The organism is Aeribacillus pallidus (genome assembly GCF_050478865.1).
Taxonomy (GTDB): domain Bacteria; phylum Bacillota; class Bacilli; order Bacillales; family JACDOC01; genus JACDOC01.
Map to the genome: position 1 here is coordinate 1 of NZ_JBCNBW010000085.1, position 11,968 is coordinate 11,968.

Consider the following 11,968-nt stretch of genomic DNA (forward strand, 5'->3'; position numbering starts at 1 on the left):
ATGGAAAATTTTCTTTTTTGTCCTTCTTGATTTCTTTCTTAACTTAGAGTCTTCAAATAGCCAAGCTGAAACGATTTCACCCCATTTTTCTTCATACATCATACCTTTCCTCTGTGGGCTTTTTTGTTTAGGTATTTGATCCTCATCTGCATATTTTTTAGCAGTTCTCCAATTAATTTTTAGTGTACGCTGTATTTCAGAAATAGAAAGACCTTTGTTGTTTCTTAAGAATTTGATACAATTAATTTCAGACATTGCTAGCATCCTTTCTAAACCTCCACTATGAATTGATTCGACACCAATTACAGTAGAGGGACTTGGGGTGGCTGGCAAGTCTTTTTTTATTTATTAATAAAGTGCAGTTCTCTGCATTTTTTCTTTGCAAAGCTCTGCACTTTTATTTTGCAATAAACAACTTTTACTCTTTGTCCTTGTGTTTTTATTCTTTTACCATTTTTATATGCTTCTGTAATATCTATTATTTGACATTAGGTCAATTTAACTGGACGTATAATCTAAGTTATATGTCTAGTTTTTGGTGATGAAAGACGGACTGGGAAAAACAGTTATATTCTTATATCATAAATAGTTCTAATATTTAACCAAACTATTCCGTGTAGCTTCATGTACTTAAACTAACGTTACAGGTTAGTTGAACAAGTTGTAAATTGAATACTTTAAAGTTACAGAGTATTTCTTTGTAATGAGGAATTCTTTTTATCGTCTAAAATTAAAAGGATATTTCTATAAGACAATAAAAATATAATAAAAATAAATAATAATTTATTGTAAAACGATAAAATACGTATTAAAATCAAATTAACAATAAATAAGTGAGGTGCTTTTTATGAAACAAGGATCAACATTGTTTTTAAAAATAGCTGTTTTTATTATCGGAACTCCAGTTCTTGCTTTATGTATATTTGGGTTGCCTATGTTAGCTAAAGAAGCAGCAGAAAGTAATTCGGAGTTCGCTTATGTACTATATGGCTTTTTAATAGTTATGTATGTATCGGCGATACCATTTTTCTTCGCTCTGTATCAGGCTTTTAAACTTTTAAGTTATATTGACAAGAACAAAGCTTTCTCGGAATTATCTGTAAAGGCTTTAAAGAATATAAAATACTGTGCAATCACAATCAGTATCTTTTATGTGCCAGGTTTGCCATTCTTCTATAACGTTGCGAAGTTAGAAGACGCCCCAGGTATCATGCTAATCGGATTGGGCATTATTTTTGCTTCAACGATTATTGCATTCTTTGCTGCTGTTCTCCAAAGGCTTTTACAAGAAGCCATAGATATAAAATCAGAAAATGATTTAACGGTCTGAGGTGAATAACATGGCGATTATAATCAATCTTGATGTGATGTTGGCTAAAAGGAAAATGAGCCTTACAGAACTTTCGGAGAGGGTTGGAATAACGATGGCTAATCTTTCTATATTGAAAAATGGAAAGGCAAAAGCTATTAGATTCTCAACTTTAGAAGCTATATGTAAGGCATTAGATTGTCAACCTGGAGATATTTTAGAATACAAAAGTGACGAAGACACTCAAGGATAATAAAGTGCGGATATTTTACAGGATGTTATTGTTGACATTTTTTATAAGTAATAATCTTTTCAAAAATGGTGGTAGTAGGAGGGTTAACATTTAATTTTTACGTTGGCCATCTCCTCTTCCACCATGATATTCTGAGTTTTTGCTGTAATAATATCCATTATCAAATGAATCAAATTTATAAAAGGGAAGTTACTCATGAATTTAACCATTCATATTTTTATGAATATTTTGTAAATAAAAAGCATTAGATGATATAAATCTTCTTTAAATAGTCTTTTAAAATAAAAGAAATTATTCGGCGGTGAACCTATGCTACTATACTAAGCAGGACTTACATATATTCAGAAAAAACCTTTGGAGGCACAAATCATGAGAGCACTAAAACAGCTCGTTCGTTTTGGTTGGGAGCAGGCCCTATCATGTTTGTTTCCTGTCGTTATTTTTGCCTCTTTGGCTTTTATCACAAATCATGCCACTTCCCTTCCTACCACGGTATGACTGGCTGCTCATCATCTGCCTTCTGATGCAGTGGTGGATGGTGCGTTATGGGCTTGAAACACGGGATGAACTAAAGGTTATCACATTGTTCCACCTTATTGGACTTGCTCTTGAACTTTTCAAGGTACATATGGGCTCCTGGTCTTATCCGGAGGAAGGATATTTCAAAATTTTTGGAGTGCCTTTGTATAGTGGATTCATGTACGCAAGTGTAGCGAGTTATCTTTGCCAGGCATGGAGGAGGTTTAAGGTTGAACTGGTTAAGTGGCCACCGTTTTTGGTAGTTGTACCTCTTGCAGCTGCGATTTATATGAATTTTTTCATCCACCATTATTGGATTGACGTTCGTTGGTGGTTATCTGGACTTGTAATTATCGTCTTTTGGCAATCATGGGTCACATTTGAGGTTGATGGTACTCGTTACCGTATGCCACTCGTACTTTCTTTTGTGCTCATCGGATTTTTTATATGGATAGCCGAAAATATCGCAACGTTTTTTGGAGCTTGGGAATATCCAAACCAAACCGATGCATGGAGTCTCGTTCATCTAGGAAAGGTGAGTTCATGGTTCTTATTAGTGATTGTTAGCATTCTTATAGTAGCGACGTTAAAGCAGGTTAAGGGAAAAATTGTTTCATCCAAGAAGGATAAGATTCAAGAGGCGTTTGATAATCATTTAAAGGAACGAGATCTTCTCAAAATAAAGCGAACAGTTAAAGGGTGCGAATGAGCGTAGTAAGTAAAAGACCACTCCTATACTGGACATGTCCCTGTCAAGTAGACAGTGTTTAAAAAGGCCTCTCATCAGCTTTATCAATCATAGTTGATTGGGCTTTGTCAATGTCAAGGAAACCACTTGACACTGACAGCCCATCAACTATTGGTAGACAAGCTGATGGAGAAGTTACTCTAGTCATCCGTGATTTCTTGTGTTATGCACATACCTTCTGTCTGGTATTGTACATGGCTAAGATATGTGAGTTTCTTTTGAATGCGCCTATTATTATAAAACTCCATATATTGATGAACAGCTGCTTCCAGGTCATCCATTGAGCTAAATTCCCCAAGATATACACATTCTGTTTTTAGATGGCTAAAAAAGTTTTCTATACAAGCATTGTCTAAATAGTTTGCTTTTCTAGACATACTTGGAATGATACCATGTTGTTGGAGAGCTGCGTGGTATTCATGAGATGTGTACTGGAACCCTTGGTCACTGTGTTTATTGATTGGCCAAAGATTTCATTACTTAGTGTTTTATTTTGTATAGGTGGAATAGTTTCAATCGTTTTGATATGTTATTCTCCACTGACGAATAAATGATGAGAGAAAAAAATTAATAAAGATTTAAAGTGGCTATATTTCCTATTTAATAAGTATTATTTATATATTTATTATTACTGTCCTTTTTGATTCGGGTGTATTTAGCAACTCATTAAACGGATTTATCTTTATATTGGTTGGAACCAATTTAGTATTTCCTTTGACTCTTTTTTATTTTAAAAAAACCATGTAAAAAAGTAGCTAAAGCTGCATTTTTAGTCTTATTAAAAAAACACCTGTAAAACAGATCCTGGTGGAACTCCACCTATTCCAGTAAATCGAAAATAAACACCATAACCTTTGTCAACGTTGCTTATTGCACGATCAAGAACTCCACCTTCAAGGCTATTGTGGCAGCAATTACTTCCTGGTACTGATTGCTAATGAGATAAAAATTTTCTTTTTCATATTTATCCTCTCCTCTGATGTCTTAACATGTTGCCAAATGTTATTGTACTTCTCGCTTTTCACAAGATATATATTCCTTCTCCATCTAACGCCAGCTTTAGTTAAAATTAGGACACCCAAAGACAACCATTAGACAATTTCAATAGCTCAATATAGAGGAAATGCAGTTGTCTAGAAGTTTTGTATTGGAATAAATTGTTTATTGATGATTATCACATTTATTTGATAGTTTTGTTAAAAGAGCTATGAAACGATAAACAATAATAGGCTCATATTGACATCTGAGGTGAGCTGCCATGAATTCCATCATCAAAAAATACGAGCATATGAAGATGATTCTTGACAATATTTTAGAAATGGTATTTTTCGTTTCAGTAAAAAAAGATGGCTCCTTTTGTTATGAAGATGTTAATAAAGCGGCTATCGATCAGCTCCGTTTTCCAAAAAACTTCATTGGAAAAACGATTGAGGAAGTGGTGGGGGTACATAATGCCAAAAACATCATTTACCATTATCAAGAGGCGATTCGTCAAAAACAACCAGTCACATACGAAGACCAGTTTGAAATATCTGCAAATACGTATCGGTGGTATGAATCGACGGTTTCCCCTTTATTTAACAAAAAGGGCGACTGTGAGTATATCATTGCAGTTACTCGAGATATTACGGATCGGAAACAAAAGGAAAACGAACTAGAGCTCATCTTTCATCATGCGGCGGATGCGGTGTGTACGTTCGATCAATATGGAAACTTTGTAAAAGTCAATCCAAGTTTCACGAAACTATTTGGTTGGACACAAGAAGAACTTTTAAATGATTCAACGATTTCCATTTTACCTAATGGTTATGAAGAGGAATTTAACGATGTATTACGACTGATTCAAAAAGGTGAGAGCGTTAACAATCTTGAATCGAAACGTATGACAAAGAGTGGAAAAATCATTCATACATTATCTTCTTATTCCCCCATCATGGAAAATGGACAAATGATTGGCGGCGTTGCGGTTTATAAAGATATTTCTAAGCTAAAGGAAGTAGAAAAACAACTTCGTGAGAGTGAGCAACGATTTAAACAAATTGCTGACTATTCTACGGATTTGATCACTGTTGTCACCTCAAAAGGAATCATATTATACGCTTCACCTTCTCATGAAAAGATTCTCGGTGTGCAACCCGAATTTATAAAAAACAAATCATTTATGGCGTTTGTTCATCATGACGATATGGTCCATATTCAAAAAACATTAGAGGACATCGTTCAAACGAAAACGACACAATCAATGGAATTTCGGCGGTATAGCAAAAATAAAGAGACGGTTTGGTTAGAAGCTTTAGGGACGCCTATCTTGAATGAGAGTGGTCAAGTCCATCAAATCGTTTTTATGTCACGAGATATAAGTGAACGAAAGAAAGAAGTAAAGAAGTTAAAACGATTGGCGTATCATGATTCACTTACGAATCTACCCAATCGTCGGTTATTTGATAAACAACTGTCTAAAGCGATGAAAGCGACAAGGCGACATAAAAAACTGTTAGCGGTTTTCGTTTTAGACTGTGATGGCTTTAAACTAGTAAACGATACTTACGGTCATCACGCTGGCGATAAAGTCATACAGCAATTTGCACAACGCTTAAAAAGTAATCTCCGAGAAGGGGATATGGTTTCACGAATGGGAGGAGATGAATTTCAAGTACTACTTACCAATATAAAAACAAAAGAAGATGCATTAAAGGTCGCTGATCGTATGATTAAGGCAATGGAAGTACCATTTGATATTGGAAGTACTCAATTAAAACTTACAACAAGCATTGGTATTGCTTTTTATAAAGGGGAAAACAAACATAAAAACTCATTAATTAAAGAAGCGGATTCAGCCTTATATGAGGCTAAACGCAAGGGAAAAAATACGTACTGCATCTATAATCCTTATAAAAAAGAGTCACGTGGCAATAATTGAGGAATAATGAAACAATGCAAAAAGAAAAAATCGAACTAAGTAGACTAATCGTTTAATTTATAGCCATGCCTACATCGGTCATGGTTTTTTTTATAGGGAAATAATTAGAAATTCCGCTCGTTTGTATATAAGTGATTTATAGATACAAAAAATTTGAGAATCTATAAATTATTTATAGAATAAATTAAGAATGATGAAATCGTTTAATGAAGGAGGTCTGTGCATGGGAATATTAGACGGGTTAATGGGCAATGTTTCCGAAGCGAATATTGAAGAGGTTAAAAAGGAATTAGAAAAGATTGTAACTGAAGAGGAACGTGTGGAAAAAGCATATAAGTTGATCCGTGATTTAATTGTTTTTACAAATAAGCGATTGATATTAATTGACAAGCAGGGCGTAACTGGTAAAAAGGTAGAATATCATTCCATTCCTTATAAAAGTATTACTCATTTCAGTGTGGAGACAGCAGGAACTTTTGATTTAGATGCAGAGTTAAAAATTTGGATTTCCAGTAACTCGCAACCGATTATGAAGCAATTTAAAAAAGATAAAAGTATTTATGATGTTCAAAAAGCATTGGCAACGTATGTAGCGAAATAAAATTCGTATTCGTGGTAAACAAAAAGAAGAAAGGGGTTGTCCTTTCTTCTTTTACGGTAATTATTGACCGAGAAACGATTTAAGCATCCAGTTGTGTTTTTCAAGGCTTTTGTGTATACCTAGAAGCATATCTCCCGTTGCTTCGTCATTTGTTTCCTCTGCTAACTCTAATCCTTTTGCTAAGTCTTCTACCATCGATGAGAAGTCTTGATACAATTGTTGTACCATTTGTTCATCCGTTTCGTTGCCTTTTGCTTCTTGAATGGAAGACAATTCTAAGCATTCTTTCATGGTGGCAACTGGTTTTCCATTGAGGGCGAGTAGGCGTTCAGCTAGTTCATCAATATAGAGAGCGGCTTCGTTATATAGTTCCTCAAACTTGGCATGTAACACAAAGAATTGATGTCCTTTAACGTACCAATGGTAATTATGCAACTTGACGTATAGGACTATCCAATCCGCAATTTGTTTATTGACAATGTCCAACAGTTGTTCTTTTACCATGTGGTATCTCCTCCTTTTTTCACTATTAAAGTCCCCTATGTCCTTCTTTTTTAAACAAAAGAGATTATAGAATAACTTGGTAATAATTATTTCTTTGCTATTAAAAGAGGAAATTCATCATGATTGATTCATTAAAGTCATAACCATATGACAAGAAGGCTCATTTATATGGGAGGAGTGAAGTTTGTGTATCCTTACTATGTTTACCGGGTGAACGGTTGGACTAATATACTGAATCTTCTTCAGCAAAGTTTATATGCGGAAAGTATGGTTTGTTCGATGAGTACGCAACTTTATCATATTCCAGAAACGAAAGACTTGCAGGGAAATAATGAAATGCATACACACTTGGTTCCTGCTTCCTACCATCGAGTAACAACGGTCGGCTCAGCTCAACGGTTAGTTAATGGTGAACAGCAACAATCCATTGTGAAGACACTGATTGCCTGTATCCGTAATGCAGAGAAACAAGATCAACACGTTCGAGAAGGACTTAAAGTGATGGAAGAACATGCCAACTCGGATATAAAGCCATTTATTCAAGCCATCCAATGGTGGCAACAGCAAGCGGAAGCTTCATTACAACAAGCCAAGCAATTGGTAGAGGCGATGGGAGTATCCCTATCAACCGAAGAAGAAGCAACCAATTCTTACTGACTGTCAAGGATGATTTTATATAAAGGTGATGTTATAGTTCATTGTTGATTTTTAGCAAGTTGTTCACACGGCGGCGACTCCAGCGGGAACAAGAAGCCGCAAGACCGTTACTTGAGTGTAGCGAGGGAAGCGGCTAGCGGTTTGCCCGCGGAAAGCGTCCGCCTGCAGCGAAATATAAATATAAACAGTATCGTTTAAAAGATCCTATATAAAATGAAAAGGTCATTTCCTATGGGGAATGATCTTTTTTCTTTTTAGGGGTTCTATTTAACAATAGTCACAAATGTTTCCTCTTGTCTCCAAAACAAATTGATGGTAGCATTATTTTTACATAATATTTTGTAAAGGTCAGACGTTTTTGTGAAGCTAATATTTACGCTGTCACAAATTCTTAAAAAAAATTAAAAAAAGCTGTTGCAATTTTTAAGTGATGTTAATATAATAAAAAATGTCTTCGACAGAAAGAGATAACATTCGACAAATGTGCGGGTGTAGTTTAGTGGTAAAACCTCAGCCTTCCAAGCTGATGTCGTGGGTTCGATTCCCATCACCCGCTCCATACATATCCGTATTCAACGCAGTGTTTCGTTTCGAAATGAACGAAGCATTGCGTTTTTTGATTATATACGGATAAAATGAAGAAAGCCATTGGTTATTTCCCAATGACTTCAAACGTACCTGTTCCTCCATGAATTTGGAGAAACATGTCCATTAATGATTTTGTGAGTTTTTCACTCTCTTCTTTAGATAAAGAAGGGCGAAGATAGATAATTTGTAAAGCAGATGTGGTGGTTTCGGTCACCGGTGTTCGATCGGAATCGACAAATGGACTGCCAAATGGCCCGAGGGCATCACATGAAACGAGTAAGCCGTCGAGCGAGTTGCTTCTACCGTTTAATCCTATGTATTCTTCACCGTCTTTACCAATTCGTAAGATGACGTCACCTTTAATATGGTCTTTATCATAGATACCGATTGGTGTTTCATATTTTAACGAAAAGAAATTGTTAACATCGATAGCTGAGTTGACGCTCGTTAAATAATTTTGTTTTTTAATGCGACGGTATAAAGCTTCTGCCGAATGACGATAACGGTTCGGGTCTTTTCCAAACGTTTTAAATAGTTGACGCCATTCTTGTATGCCCGGGAACGCCGTTACTGGTTTTTCTTCTAAATCAAAAAAGATGGATTCCTGGAAAAGCAGCAAACGCCCACGCAGCATTTGCGGGGACTTTCCAACTTGAATGCCCTCGTAATGAATGACACCAATTTTAAAGGTAGGAACGAGTTCAGTAATAGCAGAATCAACTGTTACGTTCATTTCATTCACCCCTAGCCAGTGTAATATACTGTTAGTTTATCATACCGAATGATGGTATTAGAAATAGAAAGGAGGGATATTGATGGATTGGCAACAATTAAAAGAAGAAATTATTGCTTATAGCCGGACGATTGGCATTGATAAAATCGGTTTTGCTGCTCCAGATCCGTTTACCGAAATGAAAAATCGCTTGATTCGGCAACAAGAGTTAGGATATCAGTCAGGATTTGAAGAAAAAGATATCGAAAAACGGGTCGATCCATCCCTCATTTTTGAAGAGCCGCGTTCGATTATTTCAATTGCGTTAGCGTATCCGTCCAAAATGAAAAACGCTCCCCGAAGCAAGCGAGGGGACCGACGTGGGATTTTTTGCCGTGCATCTTGGGGAACCGATTATCATGTCGTACTAAAAGATCGGTTAGATAAACTGGAACAATTTATTAAAGAAAAAGTACCAGATGCTGTATGCCGTTCGATGGTGGATACTGGTGAGTTAGTCGACCGAGCTGTCGCAGAACGAGCGGGTATTGGCTGGAGCGGGAAAAATTGTTCCATTATTACGCCGGAGTTTGGTTCGTACGTTTATTTAGGAGAAATGATTACCAATTTGCCGCTTGAGCCGGATGAGCCGATGGAGGAACAATGCGGAGAATGTACCAAATGTTTAGACGTCTGTCCAACAGGAGCGTTAGTGGGACCTGGACAATTAAATGCGCAGCGGTGCATCGCCTTTTTAACCCAAACAAAAGGGTTTTTGCCAGACGAATTCCGTGACAAAATCGGGAATCGTTTGTACGGATGTGATACGTGTCAAACGGTGTGTCCGAAAAATAAAGGAAAGGATTTTCATCTCCATGAAGAGATGGAACCGGATCCTGAAATTGCTAAGCCAAGGCTGCTGCCGCTTCTTTCGATTTCTAATCGCGAATTTAAAGAAAAGTTCGGCCACATTTCTGGGGCATGGCGCGGAAAGAAGCCGATTCAACGGAATGCCATTTTAGCGCTAGCTCATTATAAAGAGGAAGCGGCCGTTTGGGAACTGATTAACGTCATGCGATCAGATGAACGTCCGGTGATTCGGGGGACGGCAGCTTGGGCGTTAGGGAAAATCGGTGGTAACGAAGCGTACGAAGCGTTACTAGAAGCAAAAGAGCGGGAGAAAGATCCGGATGTGTTAGCTGAAATTGTAAAAGGATTAGCTTTTTTTGAAGCGGAGTGACCTTCACTCCGTTTTTTTATAGTGCAAGCCAAAAAGCTGAAACTGCAAAACAAATGTCTAAAATTGTAAAATAGAAGGACAAGCGTGCAATCAAGAATAATTATGACTGATCCAAATCCAATACTTTTAAAAAGGATTGAACCTGCTTCTCCGTTCATAGGATGGAAAGAGGAGGGTGGGGTGTATGAAAGAGCAACTGCAAAAATATTTACAATGTCGGCTCGACCAATGTGTATTAAATGACCGGGATGTTGTTTGTCCGAAAATAGAGCGCAAAAAAGAACTAGCTTCAAAACGAAATGCTGAAATTGTGAAGGTGATCGGAAAAGGGTGGATCAAAAAAACTGTAGAACACGGAGACCATACGGAAGTGTTATATCAAACGCAGCTGACGTATTTAGTAAAACAACTTGATTTGTTTTATATAGAGGAAGAAATCGAGTCAAGAATCGCAACCTTTGCAGAAAAAAAATTAGTGGATGACCGAGAAGTAGACGTGGTGTATGAAGAGAACCATGATGCGATTGATGTTTTTTCAGACGAACGGGTATCCTATCCTTATACCTATGATCGGCAAAAAGCGGTTCAATATGCCGAACGTTGGTGGAATTCGTACAATCCGGCCTATAAACAGTTTGAAGTGGACTGCACCAATTATATATCCCAGTGTTTGCATGCTGGGGGAGCACCGATGCGAGGATATCCGAATCGTGGGCGTGGCTGGTGGATGATGCATAACAATTGGAGCTATAGTTGGAGTGTCGCTAATTCCTTAAGGCTGTATTTGACCCACTCGACGGTCGGTTTAAAAGCAAAAGAAGTATATAGTCCGGATGAGTTATTACTAGGAGATGTCATCTGTTACGACTTTCAAGGGGACGGCCGGTATGATCATAACACGATTGTGACTGGAAAAGATGCATACGGTATGCCACTCGTTAATGCGCATACCACGAACAGTCGGTTACGGTATTGGTCGTATGAAGATTCCAGCGCCTATACCCCAAATATTCAGTACAAATTCTTTTCAATCGTTGATCATCCGTGAAAAGCTTGTCCTCCTTCAAAAGAGTGGTATAATGGCAAATAGAGTTTTTTTAGATGAGGTGAACAGTTGTGCCATTACATGTAGTTTTATACCAACCAGAAATTCCTGCCAACACTGGGAACATTGCCCGTACGTGTGCTGCTACTGATACAACTTTACATTTAATTCGTCCATTAGGTTTTTCAACGGATGATAAAATGCTTCGTCGTGCGGGATTAGACTATTGGAAGTACGTTAATGTCCTCTACTACGATTCGTTAGACGAATTTTTTGAAAAAAATGCCGGTGGCGATTTTTATTTCTTAACGAAATTTGGTGAGCGCGATCATACATCTTATGATTACAGCGATTCTAAAAAAGATATTTACTTTATTTTTGGCCGAGAAACGACAGGACTTCCGAAAGACGTACTAGCTTCGAATAAAGAACGATGCCTGCGCATTCCAATGAACGATAACGTACGTTCGTTGAACTTATCGAATACGGCTGCGATTCTTGTATACGAAGCGTTGCGTCAGCAAGGGTTTCCGAATGTAAAGTAATGACCGCTTCTTTAGTAGGCGGTCTTTTTTTGTGAGAAAAATGAGGAATTTACGAGAAAGTGAACCGTTTAGAGCAAATTTTGAAGTTTTATGAGCAAAATATGCAGCTTTATTGGAAAAAATCGGAGAAATAAGGGAAAATTTTAAAAATAGGCTATGTTATAATTCATTGTGTTATTTTATTCATCGATGTGCCAATGGCAATTGGCATGAATGTCTGTTAAATGATACTGATGATATTTATACATTACGCTTATGGCGGACGCTTTCCGCGGGCAAGCCGCAAGCCGCTTCCCTCGCTATGCTCAAGTATGGGTCTTGCGGCTT

At 37.2% G+C, this 11,968-nt stretch carries 11 protein-coding genes, 1 tRNA gene and 2 pseudogenes; 10 read left to right on the forward strand and 4 right to left on the reverse strand.

Annotation, left to right across the window (positions count from 1 at the left end; genetic code table 11):
• Nucleotides 1-264: pseudogene (locus ABES52_RS16340) on the reverse strand (IS21 family transposase); the annotation flags it as partial.
• 583 nt (nucleotides 265-847) lie between these two features.
• On the opposite strand from ABES52_RS16340, the gene ABES52_RS16345 reads away from it, so the two are divergent.
• The 3 genes and pseudogenes from ABES52_RS16345 to ABES52_RS16355 all read left to right on the forward strand — a co-directional run bounded on the left by ABES52_RS16345 (nucleotide 848) and on the right by ABES52_RS16355 (nucleotide 2,790).
• A complete protein-coding gene (locus ABES52_RS16345) occupies nucleotides 848-1,330 on the forward strand; it encodes a DUF2975 domain-containing protein (RefSeq protein WP_429652381.1) in 483 nt (160 codons plus the stop codon).
• A gap of 10 nt (nucleotides 1,331-1,340) precedes the next feature.
• On the forward strand, nucleotides 1,341-1,562 hold the full coding sequence (locus ABES52_RS16350; RefSeq protein ID WP_429652382.1) for a helix-turn-helix domain-containing protein: 222 nt from the start codon (nucleotides 1,341-1,343) through the stop codon (nucleotides 1,560-1,562).
• Between the two features lie 369 nt (nucleotides 1,563-1,931).
• Nucleotides 1,932-2,790 (forward strand): annotated as a pseudogene (locus ABES52_RS16355) (DUF817 domain-containing protein).
• Nucleotides 2,791-2,969: 179 nt separating this feature from the next.
• Here ABES52_RS16355 and ABES52_RS16360 read toward each other — a convergent pair.
• Nucleotides 2,970-3,290, reverse strand: a complete 321-nt coding sequence (locus ABES52_RS16360; protein ID WP_429652391.1) for an IS3 family transposase — start codon at nucleotides 3,288-3,290, stop codon at nucleotides 2,970-2,972.
• 797 nt (nucleotides 3,291-4,087) lie between these two features.
• Here ABES52_RS16360 and ABES52_RS16365 point away from each other — a divergent pair.
• Nucleotides 4,088-5,749 carry a PAS domain S-box protein gene (locus ABES52_RS16365; protein WP_429652383.1) on the forward strand — a complete coding sequence of 554 codons (1,662 nt, stop codon included), beginning with the start codon at nucleotides 4,088-4,090 and terminating at the stop codon, nucleotides 5,747-5,749.
• Nucleotides 5,750-5,972: 223 nt separating this feature from the next.
• Nucleotides 5,973-6,350: a PH domain-containing protein gene (locus ABES52_RS16370; protein WP_429652384.1), complete on the forward strand. Its 378-nt coding sequence runs from the start codon at nucleotides 5,973-5,975 to the stop codon at nucleotides 6,348-6,350.
• A gap of 60 nt (nucleotides 6,351-6,410) precedes the next feature.
• On the opposite strand, the gene ABES52_RS16375 is transcribed toward ABES52_RS16370, so the two are convergent.
• Nucleotides 6,411-6,854 carry a Dps family protein gene (locus tag ABES52_RS16375; RefSeq protein WP_429652385.1) on the reverse strand — a complete coding sequence of 148 codons (444 nt, stop codon included), beginning with the start codon at nucleotides 6,852-6,854 and terminating at the stop codon, nucleotides 6,411-6,413.
• Between the two features lie 168 nt (nucleotides 6,855-7,022).
• On the opposite strand from ABES52_RS16375, the gene ABES52_RS16380 reads away from it, so the two are divergent.
• Nucleotides 7,023-7,511: a hypothetical protein gene (locus tag ABES52_RS16380; RefSeq protein WP_429652386.1), complete on the forward strand. Its 489-nt coding sequence runs from the start codon at nucleotides 7,023-7,025 to the stop codon at nucleotides 7,509-7,511.
• A gap of 485 nt (nucleotides 7,512-7,996) precedes the next feature.
• A tRNA-Gly gene (locus ABES52_RS16385) sits at nucleotides 7,997-8,070 on the forward strand.
• Nucleotides 8,071-8,163: 93 nt separating this feature from the next.
• Here ABES52_RS16385 and ABES52_RS16390 read toward each other — a convergent pair.
• Nucleotides 8,164-8,832 carry a B3/B4 domain-containing protein gene (locus ABES52_RS16390; RefSeq protein ID WP_429652387.1) on the reverse strand — a complete coding sequence of 223 codons (669 nt, stop codon included), beginning with the start codon at nucleotides 8,830-8,832 and terminating at the stop codon, nucleotides 8,164-8,166.
• A gap of 82 nt (nucleotides 8,833-8,914) precedes the next feature.
• Between ABES52_RS16390 and queG the strand changes: the two genes are divergently transcribed.
• From queG to trmL, 3 genes are all read left to right on the forward strand, one after another.
• A complete protein-coding gene (queG, locus tag ABES52_RS16395; protein WP_429652388.1) occupies nucleotides 8,915-10,051 on the forward strand; it encodes a tRNA epoxyqueuosine(34) reductase QueG in 1,137 nt (378 codons plus the stop codon).
• A gap of 184 nt (nucleotides 10,052-10,235) precedes the next feature.
• Nucleotides 10,236-11,099, forward strand: coding sequence for an amidase domain-containing protein (locus tag ABES52_RS16400; protein WP_429652389.1), 864 nt, complete (start codon nucleotides 10,236-10,238; stop codon nucleotides 11,097-11,099).
• 68 nt (nucleotides 11,100-11,167) lie between these two features.
• The gene (trmL, locus tag ABES52_RS16405; protein ID WP_429652390.1) at nucleotides 11,168-11,641 is read left to right on the forward strand and encodes a tRNA (uridine(34)/cytosine(34)/5-carboxymethylaminomethyluridine(34)-2'-O)-methyltransferase TrmL; all 474 of its coding nucleotides are present in this window, start codon (nucleotides 11,168-11,170) and stop codon (nucleotides 11,639-11,641) included.
• The last annotated feature ends 327 nt before the right edge of the window (nucleotides 11,642-11,968 follow it).

Excerpts from the sequence above, each read along its gene's own strand:
- ABES52_RS16345 (WP_429652381.1), top strand. The coding sequence starts at position 848 with ATGAAACAAGGATCAACATTGTTTTTAAAAATAGCTGTTTTTATTATC.
- ABES52_RS16350 (WP_429652382.1), top strand. The coding sequence starts at position 1,341 with ATGGCGATTATAATCAATCTTGATGTGATGTTGGCTAAAAGGAAAATG.
- ABES52_RS16365 (WP_429652383.1), top strand. The coding sequence starts at position 4,088 with ATGAATTCCATCATCAAAAAATACGAGCATATGAAGATGATTCTTGAC.
- ABES52_RS16370 (WP_429652384.1), top strand. The coding sequence starts at position 5,973 with ATGGGAATATTAGACGGGTTAATGGGCAATGTTTCCGAAGCGAATATT.
- ABES52_RS16375 (WP_429652385.1), bottom strand. The coding sequence starts at position 6,854 with ATGGTAAAAGAACAACTGTTGGACATTGTCAATAAACAAATTGCGGAT.
- ABES52_RS16380 (WP_429652386.1), top strand. The coding sequence starts at position 7,023 with ATGGGAGGAGTGAAGTTTGTGTATCCTTACTATGTTTACCGGGTGAAC.
- ABES52_RS16390 (WP_429652387.1), bottom strand. The coding sequence starts at position 8,832 with ATGAACGTAACAGTTGATTCTGCTATTACTGAACTCGTTCCTACCTTT.
- queG (WP_429652388.1), top strand. The coding sequence starts at position 8,915 with ATGGATTGGCAACAATTAAAAGAAGAAATTATTGCTTATAGCCGGACG.
- ABES52_RS16400 (WP_429652389.1), top strand. The coding sequence starts at position 10,236 with ATGAAAGAGCAACTGCAAAAATATTTACAATGTCGGCTCGACCAATGT.